Source organism: Shewanella marina JCM 15074, assembly GCF_000614975.1.
In the GTDB taxonomy this organism is placed as follows: Bacteria; Pseudomonadota; Gammaproteobacteria; order Enterobacterales; family Shewanellaceae; genus Shewanella; species Shewanella marina.
Genome location: NZ_BALM01000023.1, coordinates 17,751 through 33,617, shown reverse-complemented (window position 1 = coordinate 33,617; position 15,867 = coordinate 17,751). Strand labels below are relative to the sequence as shown.

The window sequence follows — 15,867 nt, the reverse complement described above, 5'->3', positions numbered from 1 at the left end:
CCTTAGCGGAAAAATAAATGAAATTCAGTCTGATACAATCGAACAATAGATTAAATTAGAAAACAGACTGTTTAGTCTAAGGGACGATATGCTACTACGCGCCCATTTAACTTGGTCAATTTTTTAATTTCTTGCTTCCATTTTGAGAGTTTGCTTTCAGATACATCAGGTCCAACAAACACTTTCGTCAAATGGCCATCAATCGGCTTAGTTGGAATAGTATAAGCGTTATACTGCCCCTCTAAGCTGCTTAATCAGTGCATTGACATTATTGGCATTATTAAAACCGCCTAATTGTAACGTCCATGCCCCTTTAGGAATTGGCGACAACTTGATCACAGGTTTAGGTTGAGGTTTTGACTCTACCTTTGCTTCAGTTTTTGCCTTAACTTCAACCGCAGCTTTATCCTGTGGTTTTGTCTCAGGCTCGCTGTTATCACTTAAATCAACCGCAACGGGAGCTTTTACTGCAACAAAAGCATCATCGGGTACAGTCTGCTTTTGGATCACCGCTGGTCGTAATGGGATCTCAGTAAACTGTTCCTGTTGTGACTCTTTCTTACCATCTAAAATATCGGGTAAAAATATTACACCTAAGGCAACAATCACTATGGTACCGACTAAGCGGTTTTGAAATTGACTCGACAAAATAATCTTCCCCAAAAATAAAGGCTAGTATAAATAACTAACCTCAACAATCTCACTATTTTTCGTTTGTTTGTAGCAACATTTTAAAGCCAGCCACGGTATAAAACGAACCAAACACAATCAATAAATCATCATCAGCCAAACTCGGGGCTATCGCCTGCCATGCATCATCTACATTGTGATATTCACAAGCCGTTACTGAATCAGGTAACTGTTTTGATAATTCAGCTGCAGTTGCGCCACGCTCATTATCTAAAGTGACAAAGTGCCAACTATCGACAATAGGTGTCATCAGTTGCAAGACGCCATGAATATCCTTATCACTTAGCATGCCACATAATGCCACCAGCTTACGATATTGCATCTGTCTAAGCTTTTTAACTAAATACGCCGCAGCATGCGGATTATGCGCCACATCAACCAAGACTTTAGGTTGCTGTTGTACTAGCTCAAGTCGCCCCGCTAACGTTGCACTTGCCAACGCATTTGCAATCAACTCAGGTGAAAGCTCTGGCAAAATCTGTTCAATCACGGCAATAGCAGTCGCTGCATTCGGTAACGGTAATGAAGGTAATGGCATATTTTCAATGCGTACAACCGCACCTTGATAACTCCAGCTATCATCTTGTTGTTGATAACTAAACTGCTGGCCAACACAATACGGCATGGCATCAAGATACTGCACAACCTCAGTGACTGAAGCGGGTAAATCAGGTTCTCCAATCACCGCCGGACGATTGCTTCTAAAGATACCCGCCTTTTCACGGCCAACACTATCACGGGTATTACCTAAAAAGTTAGTATGATCAATATCGACCGCAGTTAGTACACTCACATCGGCGTCAATAATATTTGTTGCATCTAAACGACCACCTAGACCAACTTCTAACAAGATATAATCAGGTTGACGCTGTTTAAAGATATATAAAGCAGCTAATGTTGCACATTCAAAAAAGGTTAACGAGATATCGATCCGTGCAGCTTCTATCGCTAAAAATGCACTAATAAATTCAGCATCACTCGCATCAATACCATCAATGCGTACTCGCTCATTGTAATTAATGATATGTGGTGAACTATATACGCCTACGCTATAACCCGCTTGACGTAATATTCGTTCTAAATAAGCGCACGTAGTGCCTTTACCATTGGTACCTGCAACTGTGATAACTTTACTTGATGAGGTCAGCAAATCCATACGCTGCGCCACATCAGTAATTCGATTTAAGCCCATATCAATCTCAGTTGGATGCCCTGCCAATAAATAGTCTAACCAAGTGGCTAAACTAGACTGTGCATCTGGTTGAATTAAATGGCTGTGATACATGGTATTCCCTACTCATGAAATGAGCTAAATAAAAATATTCGACAATTAATCTAACATAAACAATGGACCTAAACTTAATTTAGGTAACTGAAAATGCTCAGGATAAGTCACATCAACTAAATATAAACCATTCGGTTTTGCCGTTGCAGCAGCTTTATTTCTATTTTTCAGTGCTAACAACTCACCAATCCAAGAAGTTGGCTGATTGCCTAAACCAATTTCAAGTAATGAACCGACAATATTGCGCACCATATGATGCAAAAATGCATTCGCTTCAATATCGACCATGACATACATGCCTTGACGCGTCACATCGACACGATGCACATTTCTAAAGGGTGTTTTAGACTGGCACTGTACCGCTCTGAAACTGGTAAAATCTTGCTCGCCTAATAATGCCTGTGCGGCAACATGCATTTTCTTTTCATCAATATCACCATGGTAATGACTAACACCACCACATAAAATCCCTGGGCGTAGATTGTGATTATAAATCACATAACGGTAACGTCTTGCCGTTGCACTAAAGCGCGCATGAAAACTATCATCAACATGTTTGACCCAGCGAACCGCAATATTATTAGGTAATTTAGAGTTAATCCCCATGGTCCATGCCGTATCACTACGTACAGCAGTGGTATCAAAATGCACGACTTGACCAGTACCATTAACACCTGCGTCAGTTCGACCAGCACAAAACAGATTAATCTCTTCATTGGCAATTGAAGACAGTGCCTTTTCTAATCGGGCTTGAACAGTATCAACTTCCGCTTGACGCTGCCAACCATAATAACTGCTGCCATCGTACTCTACGCCTAATGCAATGCGCATTTTAAACTCCTTAATCATTAACCGCGCAATTCTAACATAGCTTGACGACATATAAGAGCGCCTTTAGCTCGATTAATCAGCAACTGCCCGCTTAACGCTATAAACAAAAACGGCACCTATAATAGGTGCCGTTTATTAAGTTTTTATCGATGCGATTAAGCTATTTTATCAAGTAACCCTAGAGCTTCATCTTGTTGTCGATCATTACCGTCTAGTTTGACCTCTTTTAACAATGCCTTGGCACTGTCGGTATCTTCAATTTCAATATAAGCTAGCGAGATCAAGTTTGGCGTTTATCGCATTTTCGGCATCATCAACATCAACCATAGCCGTGCCATGCATAATAGTGTCAATTTCATCCATTGGAATTTTAAACTCCTTGTAAGGATCGCCATCAGCAATATCTTCATCAGCATCACTGATCAACTTTTCAATATCAATATAAGTTTCTGGTTCAAATGCTTTAGGAGCTTCAGCGACCGCTGCAGCTGAACTAGCCAACTCTTCTTTATCAAGAGCGGCTAATGCTTCCTCAACACTGACACCTTGACCCAATGAGAATTGTTTATCATCAAAATCAAACTCATCATTGTCTTGATTATCTTCATTAGCATATTGTGCCCATAAATCATCATCAAACTTATCATCTTTCTTGCTTGGCTCTGATGAATCCAAGGTTTCTTTTGCAGCCAAGGTATCGGCCTGAACATCATTATTTAACTCATCTGAATCAGTAAATTGCGTCCAAATATGTTCATCTGAATCATCAGACTCTACTTTGGGCTCAATGTCATCTTGCTTATCCTTCGCACTGATGTCGTCCAGTTCATCGTCAGAATCTTGGGTTAATGACGCCCAAAAATCATCATCACTATCATCGTTATCTTGTGCCATTGCGCCGGCAACTAACTCATTAGCACTCAAGGCATCAATTTTATCCGCAACCTTATCCTGCTCAATATTCGTTGCGGCTATCGGTTCTTCAACAGTGGCCTCAGCAACAACTGGCTGTTCTCCAACATCTTCAACTGCTGGCTCGGCCTCGAGTTGATTTAATATGTCATTAAAGTCATCCTCAGGCTCGGGTTCTGGCGCTAACTCTGACTTTTGCTCTGGCTCAGGCTCTGACTCTAGCTGATTTAATATCTCATTAAAATCATCATCTGGCTCTGACTCCTGCTCAACATCATCAGGGGCCACTAAATCTAATGACTGTAAATCTGGGCTAGCATACTGAATCAGTGATTCTTCAGTATCAGATTGACTTAAATCAGGTTCATCTAAATCAATATCATCATTTAAATCGATACTTGTTGAAGCTAAATCATTATCAGTGGTTGATAATGTTTCATCAGTTTCTTGTTCGGCATTAATCGACTCAGCATCAACTTCATTATTTGTCTCTTGTTGATCAACGTTGGCCTTTTCAGCTTCTACTTGCTCAGTTTCTGTTATCTCAGGCTCATCGATTAACTTATTTTGCTGCAACATACTTTCAATGTTGTCATCATCTAAAGTGTCCAGATCAATCGGCACTTCAGTATCAGCATTAACGTCATTAGCAACAGCGCTACTCTCTTCATCAGCGACAACATCGGCAATTGCAGTAGCAGCGACGGCACTGCTGCCAACAGCGGCGATATCAAGATTATTATCCGTTGACTCTGCTCTATTTTTTGCACGGCGACGTAATAACCAACCCACGATTAATAAAATACATACCGCAGGTAGCACAGCAGCTAATGTGAGCATTAACGGGTTATTCATCATTTGCTGCCAGATATTGCCTTGTTCAACATCGGCAATCGGCTCTTTTAGTAAACTTAACTCTTGATCAAGCTTACGGTTCTTTTCCGTTAAAACGAGTCGACTTTGTTCACTATCGACTAAAGATTGCTCTAACGTTGCAATTAACTCGTTCTTTTTTTGTATTTGCTGGCGTAACTCTTGAATATCTAATTGATTAGCATCTAGCTGATCTTCAGCTCTCGCTAATGTATCTGTCAGTGACAATAGTTTGCTTTGCAAACTAGTCATGTCATCAATCGCTTCAGCCACCACCACATTATCACCCAACACTTCTGGCATAGGCTCTACTGCAGGTTTAACGGACTTAAGTTCTTCCGTCTTGGCAACGTCTGCTTTTACAACCTCAGTTTTGACAACTTGAGGGACAACAGGCTCCGCCAGTGTAGGTTCAACTATGGTGACAGGTTTGATTTTGACGGGTTTAGCTTTAGGTTGGGTTTTAAGCTCAGCACGGCGTTGAGCATCTCTTTTAGAAATAGCCTGAATTTCTGCTTTCGAGGGGATAGTCAGCATCATCTTTTTTTCAAGACTGCCGTAACTATTAGTTAAAAAGGCCGAACGGTTAGCATCGTATATTGCAGCCATAACCTGATAAACATTGACACTTTTATCCGGTCTTACTTTTAACGCAATGCTCCATAAAGTATCAGTGGCCGTTGTAGGTCCATATTGTAATGTTTGAGCATGTAATTGATCTTGCGGACCAATAATTTTTAAAGGCTCAGCAACCGCATTTGATGGCAAATAAATAACGCTAACTGCCATCAACCCTGAGGCAAGTAACATTTGACGAAGTGATGTTTGAAAGATCATCTACCCTTTCCTTTCAAGCGCAAAGTTTGCACGCTATACGATGTCCAGACTATCGCATCCATTCATAGTAAGATAACAATCCATTATCTTAAGTGAGTTAACTAGCCATGTTATATCTTTAGGTTATTACAAATATAATTTGCGAACTTGGCTAATATTCACAAATCAATCAAAAAGCCTGCAAAGCAGGCTTTGTTACGGTAAAAAATTAATAATAATCGCGGATCAACACTTCAGCAATTTGTACGCTGTTTAAGGCTGCACCTTTACGAATATTATCTGATACTACCCATAAATTAATACCATAATCATGAGAGATATCTTTACGAATACGACCAACATGTACAGCGTCAGTACCTGCACCATCAGTTACCGCAGTTGGGTATTCTTCATCTGTTTCAAACAACTCAATACCAGCCGCACCACGTAACACAGTTTTAATATCTTCTGCGTCGACAGGTTGACGAGTTTCAATCGCAACCGCTTCTGAGTGACCATAAAATACTGGAACACGAACAGCAGTCGCATTAACTAATACAGATTCATCACCCAAAATCTTTTGAGTTTCCCACACCATTTTCATCTCTTCTTTGGTGTAGCCATTATCCATAAACTGATCAATCTGTGGCAGTACGTTAAATGCAATCTGCTTAGGATATACTTCGGCCTCAGTTGGCAAACCTTGAAGTAATCTTGCACATTGTTTCGCTAATTCTTCAATCGCTTTTTTACCAGAACCTGAAACTGACTGATAAGTCGCCACATTAATACGTGAAATACCAAATGCATCATAAATGGGTTTCAGCGCAACAAGCATCTGAATGGTAGAACAATTTGGGTTAGCAATAATGTTACGATTACGGAAATCTGCAATCGCTTCAGGATTAACTTCAGGGATCACTAACGGTACATCAATGTCATAACGGAAATGTGAGGTGTTATCGATCACAACACAGCCAGATTCTGCCGCAATTGGGGCCCACTTAGCAGAAACATCGCCGCCAGCAGAAAAGAAACCAATTTGAGCTTGTGACCAATCAAAAGTCTCAACATCTAAGATTTCAACATTTTTACCGTGAAACGTCACTGTTTCACCAGCACTGCGACTGCTTGCTAATGGGTACAAATTAGCCACAGGAAAATCACGTTCTTCAAGAATTTCGATCATGGTTTGACCCACAGCTCCTGAAGCGCCAAGTACAACAACATTAAACTTCTGTGACATAATTATTTATCTGCTCTATTAAAACCTAAACTTACCAGCCAATTTACATTACCTTGCCCCACATTGGCTAGGGACAATGCGCTAAATTCACGTCGATGGCGATGATTTTTTCGCATTTGATCAAAACCGTTTGAATTTACACCAACCTGTCTAAATAAATAGTCATCATCACGCACATCATAAACCTGACGCGCTAACTGCAATAAATCATATTGCGTTAACTCATGACGTAAATTAATTTGCTGATATTTAAAATCAGGCAATAATTCGGTTAAAGATTGAGTGGCAGGACGACATAAATAGTTCATCAGTTCTTGATAAAGCATAAACGTACCTCGCGCTTTACCCTCTAAGCTATAACCAGCAATATGTGGCGTTGCAATTTCGGCAAGTTTAACCAGCTCAGGCATAGGTTGAGGTTCCCCCTCCCACACATCAAGTACCAACTTAATATCGGCACCTTGCTGTTTTACATTAATTAATGCTTGATTATCGATCACTTCACCACGGCAGCAATTAAATAACCATGTACCCGGTTTTAATGATTCTAGTCTTGATTGGTCAAAAAGATGATGAGTCGCAAATGGACCTGCCAATGTTAGCGGTACATGCAAACTGACCACATCACATTGCTCAATTAACTCATCTAAACTAACAAAGTCATCTGGTCGTGACAGGGCTAAAATAGGGTCATTAAATAACACCTTAACCCCATAAGCCTGTAAACAACGCGCAAAGGCTGAGCCAGTATTACCCGCACCAACAATACCCACGACTTTATCTTTGATGTTAACGCTATAACGCTGGGCTAATTCAAGCATCGCAATAAAAGCATATTCCCCCACAGCCGTAGCATTACAGCCAGGAGCATTGGCAAAGTTGATATTACGCTCAGCCAGATAGCCTAAATCAATATGGTCAGTACCAATGGTGGCGCTACCAACAAAACCAATACGTTGATTTTGAGCCAGTAATTGCGCATTGACTTGAGTCACTGAGCGCACTAATAAAACATCAGCATCCGCACCTGTGAGGCAGTTAACGTTCGGCCATCAACAGCAGTCACTTCACCAATATCAGCAAACAGTGCTTTGGCATACGGCATGTTTTCATCAACAATAATCTTCATAATGATAAGCAAGAGGGGTTAAGACTAAAAGTGTTTAGCAGTGTAGTAATAGCCAACAAAAAAGGGAAGCCTAAGCTTCCCTTTTCAATAAAATAATAGAGTTTAACTCATTATTTTTATTTGTATTTACGCATAACTAATGTTGCGTTAGTGCCACCGAAACCAAAACTGTTGCTCATCACAGTTGTTAACTCTGCATCGCGTGTTTCAGTTACAATCGGTAAATCAACCGCTTTACCGTCTAATTCAGTGATATTGATGCTTGGCGCAATGAAGTTATTTTCCATCATCAACATACAGTAGATGGCTTCATGCACACCAGCCGCACCTAGAGCATGACCAGTTAATGACTTAGTTGAAGCAATCGCAGGCATATTGTCAGGGAACACTTCAGTCAATGCTTCAAGTTCACGTAAATCGCCTACAGGAGTTGAAGTACCGTGAGTGTTAACATAGTCGATTGGCGTATCAACATCAGCTAACGCCATCTGCATACAACGAACAGCACCTTCACCAGATGGAGCAACCATGTCATAACCATCAGAAGATGCACCATAACCAATCACTTCAGCATAGATTTTTGCACCACGCGCTAACGCATGCTCTAATTCTTCAACGACAACGATACCGCCACCAGCTGAAATAACAAAACCATCACGATTTGCATCATAGGTACGAGAAGCAGTAGCAGGAGCATCGTTATACTTAGTTGATAACGCACCCATAGCATCAAAGCCCATAGCAAGCGTCCAATCAAGCTCTTCGCCGCCACCAGCAAACACCATATCTTGCTTACCCATTTGGATAAGCTCTACAGCATGGCCAATACAATGCGAACTTGTTGCACATGCAGAGCTGATTGAATAGTTAACACCTTTAATTTTAAAAGGAGTCGCTAAACAAGCACTGGTAGTGCTAGACATGATACGAGGCACAATATAAGGACCCACACGTTTTACGCCTTTAGCACGTAACGTATCAGCTGCTTGTACTTGGTTTAGTGATGATGCGCCGCCAGAACCCGTTACAATACCAACGCGATGATCTGAATATTGCTCTTCAGTTAATTCAGCATCAGCAATGGCTTCTTTCATGGCAATATATGCATATGCAGCAGCATCACCCATAAAGCGGAATGCTTTACGATCAATGTGCTCAGCAGGGTCAAGCTTAATGTTGCCCCATACACGACTACGCAGCTGCATCTCTTCAAATTGCTCTGAAAAAGTGATACCACTTTTACCAGCACGTAGAGATTCGGTCACTTCCTGTTTATTATTACCAATACTTGACACTACACCGATACCGGTGATCACAACTCTTTTCATCATTTGCTATCCATTCTGAACATAATCAGTACTCGTTGATTATGGTAATAGTATCTGTTTTCACTCAATTAAGTGGTCAGCTCTCCATAAACATCGTTAAAATATTAGAAAATATTTTGCAACGAGTACTTATTTTGGCAATTAACAGTCATATTGAAGGTCAATTAACCCAGCTATTACACCTAATTAATCAAGGTGATGGCGTTAATGGTCACTATCATAACACTCATCTCAGCAGTTTGATCGCCAATCTGAATCAACTGGTTAGAGAAAATACCAATCCACTGCATATAGCACTAATTGGCTTACAAGATGCTTACACTGTATTTGCATTAGTGCTATTACAGCAACTAAAACCGAAAATAAAAATACAGCTTTCAATCTACGATAATGACCCCGAACAAGCGATAAAATTCAATCAATTGTGGCATAAATTGCAATTAACACTTGAGAGCGTCTCGCCACTTAATACTGACATACAAGCCATTGTAGGTTGCCAACGATTGCAATTTAATGACAGTCAATTAATGGTTGATTTCCATTTTGGTGCACTAAATCAGCAATTATCATTACAACCTACGCCGCAATCAGTATCACATTTAATCCAATATTGGTTAATCGGTAGCCGAGCAGAACAACAACTCATAACCTCATACTATTGGCAGCTTGCCCGCCTAGCAACGCCAACAGCAACATGGCTAGCAACTGATGAGCTCACAACCACAACAGCTGCGGCATTAGCAGATATCGGATTCACACCTTGGCAAGCACACCCCGAGCAAGAGAATGACAAACACATCATTGAAGCAGAAACACACGCTTTAAATCAGCAGTTAAAAGCACAATGGCCGCAACTGGATTTAACCGCAGCCAATACCGATAATATCGCTATAATTGGCGGCGGCCTTGCCAGTACCAATTTATGTTTATCACTGGCTCAGCGCGGTATCTCAAGCCATCTTTTTTGCCAAGATAGTGATCTTGCAATGGCTGCATCGGGCAATAAACAAGGGGCAATTTATCCACTATTAACCCCAGAAAATGATCACTTAAGTCAATTTTTCCAACAAGCATATTTGTTTAGCCGCCAACGCTTATTGCAACTCGCTCAGCAAGGCCACTCAATTGAGTTTGATTTATGCGGCGTAGTGCATACCGGCCATGATGATCGCAGCCAACAACGACTTGATAAAATTATGTCACAGCAGCAATGGCCAGAAGATATCGCCCATAGCATTGATGCTAAGCAAGCCAGTCAATTAGCGCAGCTCACCATAAACAACGCAGGTATTCACTACCCGCTAGGCGGCTGGGTTTGCCCGTCAGACTTTGCTAAAGCTTGTATCAAACAAGCCCAGCAATTAGTCGATTGTCAGACCCATTTTAATTGCCAAATTGACGCAATTGAACCAACCGCGGATGGTTGGCAGCTTCATAGCCAACAGCAAATTTATGGCCCATTTAGCGCAGTGGTATTAGCCAATGGTGCGCAGATAACCCAATTTTCTCAGTCATCGCAACTGCAACTAAGCCCCTTCAGAGGCCAAGTCAGTCATATTCCCACCACCGAAAAGCTCAGTAAACTTAATAAAGTGCTTTGCGCCCATGGCTATATGACACCAATGGCTAATCAACATCATTGTATAGGTGCCAGTTATATTAAAGGTGCGACAGATTTAAGCTTTAGTGAGCTTGAGCAGCAGCAAAATCGCGCTAAAATCAGTGACTGTTATCCAGATAGTGATTGGACCGATGATTTGGATGTCTCAGCTAATCAAGCCCGTGTTGGCGTACGAATGGTGTGTCGCGATCACTTTCCTATGATGGGCGCCCTACCCGATATACCCCAAATAAAGGCATTAGCACAAACACACCCGCAAGCAGATTTCTGGAATAAACAACTTGCCCCAACTATTGCAGGTTTATATCTATTAGGTGGCTTAGGCTCACGGGGGTTAAGTTCGGGGCCATTAGCAGCAGAAACCCTTGCGGCGCTAATGTGTGGTGAGAGCTTACCACTGACTTATCCCATTTTAGACAGGCTCAATCCAAACCGTATGTGGTTACGTAAGTTGCGAAAAGGCAAGAGTATTGAAGGTATTTAAGACTCAAGCAATTAGTTAAACATTTGACACTAAAAAGCACGCTAAAATGGCGTGCTTTTGTTTATTGCGACATGAAATATACCGTTAGTGCTTTATCATGCAGATTGGGCGGATAAATATCGGTGAGCACTAGCAAATAACTGCCACACAGTATAACTAATGATAATAATTGCTGCCCATGTGAGTAATGCACTTGATAACAGATGAATAATCGCTACTGCCGCAACCACGCCAATTAACCCCGTCGTACCAATCAATAATGACACCCGCCGATGATAAGCGTGCAACTTAATAAACTTAATGCTCGCAATCGGCATCACCAAACCACAAGAGCCCATCATAATCGGAAATGCAGCAATTGGACTTAACCCAAGTGAATACACCAATGCCATACAAGGCGCATATGGGCCGATACCAAAACTCATCAATACGCCTAAAATAAAATTACCTGTAATCGCAATAGCCAGTTTTGTTCCCGTTAAGCCTAATGCACTGCCACCAGCAGAGATAAAACCAGCCTTATCCGACAACATGATCATTAATACCAAACTCAGCGCAAGTGCCATAACCAACTGTACTTTGCCTACATTTAGCCGTGCTACGAGCTTGACACCAAGTAAACTGCCAATAATGGCGGCGGTAATCATGCTCAGTAATGTCATCGCATCAATAGGGACATTTTTAATATAGATAAGAGCTTCAATAATGGAGGGCAGACATAAAGCGGTATTTAACGTACCAGGAAGTAACTTATCTTGAACTAATTTAAATCGTTTAAGGAGCACTACCAAAGGGGCAAAGCCGCCAATCCCCAAGGTATCGAAAAAATTAACCATTATCGCAATCGTAGCAACTAACAAATGATTAGGTTTAGCTTCCAATATGCCCTGCTTTGCCGCGCTCATATAATCTCGAACAAAGTAATAGCAAAAAAACACCAAACCTATGTTCAACAAGCAGATAAGTACGCTAATAACATTCATCATTCAGCCCATACATTGGGCTTAGCAACCAACAATCACTTCACCAATAAGATAATGACCTATGCATACAATTTATGCTTAAGCAGATAAATAGACCACAAAGCTAAATCTAAATTAATCCGCTGGAAATATACGGTGATAACTTTGAATCATTAATAAACACTAAGCAAAAACAAGGTTTATCTAATGCTATTTAAAGGCCATCTCATTATTACGTTATGAGTCATTCACTTTTATACCACCAGCAAATGACACATAAAAACAGAAGTTAAAGATGCTTAGTTAACGACAAGGATAAATAACATCCCCCTTACGTGAATTGATATTTTTAATATCAAAAACACTTAACGAATCCAAAAACATAAAAAACTCATCATTTTCCTTTAGTTTTAGATAAACATTCAGCTCGTCATTAGTCACAGAAAAATCATCATTTTTGCATACAGATTCGATAATTAAATTAAAGCTTCCTGCTCCATCATCATTTTTCATTCGGTATTGTTTCACCGCTTGTTGCGCTTGAGCCATTTTAAGTGCATCTTGCTTACTGAGATTTAGTATAAAAAAATTGACTATCATCATTTAACGCTTGCTTTAATTCATCGGGTAAAACATAAGAGCTATCTGATTTGACATAAAAACTGTGTCTGAAAGTTGATTCTGGTTTATCCGTAAAAAAATCAAACTTAATGGCAATATCATCATCACCAATCTCAATTCCATTAGGTGCTTGCACTGCGACCACTATTTGCTGTGGATCAATCTCTAAAGGGTTGATACTCATCATTTTATACATTGCACTTAATGGAATGCTGCTACAGCCAACCATTGCTGAAAACATCACAGCTAAAATAATAAATTTAACTTTCATAAATATCAGCCCTTAATTAATATCGTATTTATTCTTATTCCCATATTAATTAAAACACACTCAAATAAAGAAAACGTTACTAGGTAGATATTGTTAATGTTAAATCGTTCACTCTCTCAATACAGATGGACTTATTTCCCCAGCATCTTGGCATATTAAATATCAATCACTAGTATTTGATAAAAAATATTTAAGAAATCACCTACAGCAATTATTAGCGAATATCCTACTTAGTTAGTATTAAATTACTTTTGAGAGTAACCATGACTTTTAAGCCACTTAATCCCCTCTCGTTTTGCGAGTCCTTGGATATGTTGAGTATTGATAAATTCAACTACTGCATCAGCATTGGTCTTTGAATATTCACGCAGCATCCAACCGATCGCTTTTTGAATAAAGAATTCATTATCAAATTGATTCTGTTTAATCAGAGAAAAAAGCAGTTCAGTGTCAGTGTCATCTTTATATTTCAATTGATAAAGCAAGCTTGTTCGGCGTAACCATAGATTGTCAGAGTTGCGCCAAACATTGATAAACTTTGCTGATTCAATGGGATAACGCATAGCTAAACTCCCTACTATGTGTGTTGCTAAAAAATCAACCGTATCCCACCAAGATTTAGTGGTAATCAGGACTTCTACATTGGCTAACATAGATACGGGCAACTGCTTCTTAAATAAAATAAGTAAATCGACTGCCACCAATTGAAATTCACGCTCGGGTAATGACCAAAGCTCATTAATCACTATCGGCAATGCTTCAATTGACGGTAATTGATTTTTAGCAAATAAGGGCTTCATTGCGGCTCGACGTGGCACAGATTGAATGCCATAAAATGCAAACTGGTTACGCATATATGATTTCATCGCACTCGCATTATCTGCATTCGCTAATGGTACTAGCGCCACTTTTGTTGCCTCAACCCATGGGGACATCACTTATCCTTTTATTGATGATAGACATCAAAGATATCCTACTACAGAACCACATCTAGCGGGTATTTTCGTCAATATCATTGTGAATTTTCAGCACTATTGTGGTGTAACAAGGAAAGCTATTTAAGGTCAATAACGACTAAATGATTGTTTAAAAACATCCATATCTAGTCATTAAATCGCACTGCATCACAAATATGCAAATTCTGACTTTCACTATCAAGAAAGTTAGTGAGATCGCAGGAAAATATTAAATATAGCATTGAGAAAACGAACATTTCAGGATACTTTTCTAATATATGATTAACTTGGAAGTCCTGTTCTTATTCAGAATTCAGCCTAATATACTGTTAGATTTATGGAATTATGACTACTAAAGAAATACTACAATATTACTCTGAAACAACAAATCGAAGTACTAGAGAAGATTTGATGTACGCATCTAACCTCATCGGAAATGTTAAGGTGGCCGTGGATTGTGGGTGTGGTGCAGGATCTGATATAGCTTACTTGTCTGAAAACGGATTTAGAGTTCACGCATTTGATATTAATGAGGAATCTGTACGATTGTGCAGCGAACGCTTCAGCAAGGTCAAGAATGTATTTTTATCTCATGAAAGCTTTAGTTCTTTTGAGTATCCAAAATCCACGTTAATTGTTGCGGATGCTAGTTTATTTTTTTGTCCACCCGAGGAGTTTTATGGTGTATGGCGTAGTATCTCGGAGTCACTGAATCCTGAAGGGGTATTTTGCGGTTCGTTTCTTGGGCAGAATGATACAATGGCTGGTCCGAATTATGATCGGAAAGCATTTTGGGAGCATGTTTTGGTTTTCACTGAAGCAGCTGTTAGAGCTTTGTTTAGTGAATTCGAAATTCTAAAGTTTGTTGAGCATAATGTTTCTGGCGAAATCCAAGGCATACCTCAGCAGTGGCATATTTACTCTGTGGTTGCGAAAAAATATAACAAGTAAAGGCAGTCGGAAAACCAAAAGCTTCGCTTTTTCTTTCCGCGGCTTTAGGCATTATGTTGCGATGAAAAAAGTCAAATCCTTAGGTATAAAAATAGTATTGATTTTACTTAGTATAATTTTGCTGTTCCCATGTAATTTCGCAATATACGGGATCTATTTTGCGTTAACAAGTAACAGCTCGACTGCTTATGAAGGCCGTACACTAGTCACTTAAAAGAACAAATAACTATTGGTTTTACTTCCGCCTATTTTAACCAACTACTATTTTCATTTAAGCGGACATTATATTTAACGGAGGATTAAGTGCACTTTCCTGTATTAGAAACAAATCGGCTAAGGTTATCAGAGTTACTAGTTCAAGATGCTGAAAGTGTTTTTGACCTGTTTTCAGATGAGTCTGTGGTCGAATATTACGACCTTGAAGCTTTCAGTGAATTATCACAGGCACAAAACCTTATTACATTCTTCCGCAATCGTTTTGAAGAAAAAGCAGGTATCCGTTGGGCTATTCGCTTAAAAGAAACGAATGAGCTGATTGGAACATGTGGTTTCAATAGTTGGAACCCTAAAATGAAAAATGCCGTACTTGGATATGATTTACTTCCGAAACATTGGGGAGTGGGCTATACAACAGAGGCTGTGCATCGAATAGTGACTGCTGCCTTCGATGGAGAGTTACCCTGTGGTGAACTACATCGTATTCAAGGTGACACAATTCCTGATAATAAAGCTTCCGAATCGGTACTCAAAAAAGTAGGTTTCAAAGAAGAAGGACTAAGGCGACATAGCGGGTACTGGAAAAATAAATTCCATGACCTGAAATGTTTTGGTTTAATAAGTACTGAATATAATCAAATATAACAAAAAAGGCATCATCTGATGCCTTTCTAA

General features: G+C 39.9%; 13 protein-coding genes and 2 pseudogenes. 3 read left to right on the top strand and 12 right to left on the bottom strand.

The window, feature by feature from the left end; all coding sequences use genetic code 11:
• Nucleotides 1-71: 71 nt before the first annotated feature.
• The 8 genes and pseudogenes from JCM15074_RS22515 to fabB all read right to left on the bottom strand — a co-directional run bounded on the left by JCM15074_RS22515 (nt 72) and on the right by fabB (nt 9,110).
• Nucleotides 72-648: pseudogene (locus JCM15074_RS22515) on the bottom strand (SPOR domain-containing protein).
• 55 nt (nt 649-703) lie between these two features.
• Nucleotides 704-1,975: a bifunctional tetrahydrofolate synthase/dihydrofolate synthase gene (gene folC / locus JCM15074_RS15315; RefSeq protein ID WP_037469815.1), complete on the bottom strand. Its 1,272-nt coding sequence runs from the start codon at nt 1,973-1,975 to the stop codon at nt 704-706.
• Between the two features lie 45 nt (nt 1,976-2,020).
• Nucleotides 2,021-2,806 carry a tRNA pseudouridine(38-40) synthase TruA gene (gene truA, locus JCM15074_RS15310; RefSeq protein ID WP_025822156.1) on the bottom strand — a complete coding sequence of 262 codons (786 nt, stop codon included), beginning with the start codon at nt 2,804-2,806 and terminating at the stop codon, nt 2,021-2,023.
• Nucleotides 2,807-2,961: 155 nt separating this feature from the next.
• On the bottom strand, nt 2,962-3,090 hold the full coding sequence (locus JCM15074_RS24055) for a FimV/HubP family polar landmark protein (RefSeq protein WP_084267036.1): 129 nt from the start codon (nt 3,088-3,090) through the stop codon (nt 2,962-2,964).
• The gene (locus tag JCM15074_RS15300; RefSeq protein ID WP_025822154.1) at nt 3,068-5,428 is read right to left on the bottom strand and encodes a FimV/HubP family polar landmark protein; all 2,361 of its coding nucleotides are present in this window, start codon (nt 5,426-5,428) and stop codon (nt 3,068-3,070) included. Before JCM15074_RS15300 ends, JCM15074_RS24055 begins: the two co-directional genes overlap by 23 nt.
• Nucleotides 5,429-5,636: 208 nt before the next feature.
• Entirely contained in the window at nt 5,637-6,653 is a 1,017-nt protein-coding gene (locus JCM15074_RS15295) for an aspartate-semialdehyde dehydrogenase (protein ID WP_025822152.1), read from the bottom strand.
• Nucleotides 6,654-6,655: 2 nt separating this feature from the next.
• Nucleotides 6,656-7,782: pseudogene (locus tag JCM15074_RS22510) on the bottom strand (4-phosphoerythronate dehydrogenase).
• Nucleotides 7,783-7,898: 116 nt separating this feature from the next.
• Complete coding sequence (gene fabB / locus JCM15074_RS15285; protein ID WP_025822150.1) at nt 7,899-9,110, bottom strand: beta-ketoacyl-ACP synthase I; 1,212 nt, start codon at nt 9,108-9,110, stop codon at nt 7,899-7,901.
• Between the two features lie 116 nt (nt 9,111-9,226).
• Here fabB and mnmC1 point away from each other — a divergent pair, with 116 nt between their 5' ends.
• Nucleotides 9,227-11,215, top strand: coding sequence for an FAD-dependent 5-carboxymethylaminomethyl-2-thiouridine(34) oxidoreductase MnmC1 (gene mnmC1, locus JCM15074_RS15280; protein ID WP_234400246.1), 1,989 nt, complete (start codon nt 9,227-9,229; stop codon nt 11,213-11,215).
• Nucleotides 11,216-11,310: 95 nt separating this feature from the next.
• Here mnmC1 and JCM15074_RS15275 read toward each other — a convergent pair whose 3' ends face one another.
• The 4 genes from JCM15074_RS15275 to JCM15074_RS15265 form a co-directional block, all read right to left on the bottom strand.
• Nucleotides 11,311-12,120, bottom strand: coding sequence for a sulfite exporter TauE/SafE family protein (locus JCM15074_RS15275; protein WP_051536923.1), 810 nt, complete (start codon nt 12,118-12,120; stop codon nt 11,311-11,313).
• A gap of 360 nt (nt 12,121-12,480) precedes the next feature.
• The gene (locus JCM15074_RS23750; protein WP_148300810.1) at nt 12,481-12,726 is read right to left on the bottom strand and encodes a hypothetical protein; all 246 of its coding nucleotides are present in this window, start codon (nt 12,724-12,726) and stop codon (nt 12,481-12,483) included.
• Nucleotides 12,727-12,742: 16 nt separating this feature from the next.
• Nucleotides 12,743-13,069, bottom strand: a complete 327-nt coding sequence (locus JCM15074_RS23745; protein WP_051536921.1) for a hypothetical protein — start codon at nt 13,067-13,069, stop codon at nt 12,743-12,745.
• Between the two features lie 245 nt (nt 13,070-13,314).
• Nucleotides 13,315-14,004 (bottom strand): DNA alkylation repair protein, encoded by a 690-nt coding sequence (locus JCM15074_RS15265; protein WP_025822144.1) that lies wholly within the window; start codon nt 14,002-14,004, stop codon nt 13,315-13,317.
• A gap of 366 nt (nt 14,005-14,370) precedes the next feature.
• Here JCM15074_RS15265 and JCM15074_RS15260 point away from each other — a divergent pair, with 366 nt between their 5' ends.
• The gene (locus JCM15074_RS15260) at nt 14,371-14,976 is read left to right on the top strand and encodes a class I SAM-dependent methyltransferase (RefSeq protein ID WP_025822142.1); all 606 of its coding nucleotides are present in this window, start codon (nt 14,371-14,373) and stop codon (nt 14,974-14,976) included.
• Between the two features lie 303 nt (nt 14,977-15,279).
• Nucleotides 15,280-15,837 (top strand): GNAT family N-acetyltransferase, encoded by a 558-nt coding sequence (locus JCM15074_RS15255; protein WP_025822140.1) that lies wholly within the window; start codon nt 15,280-15,282, stop codon nt 15,835-15,837.
• Nucleotides 15,838-15,867 lie beyond the last annotated feature (30 nt).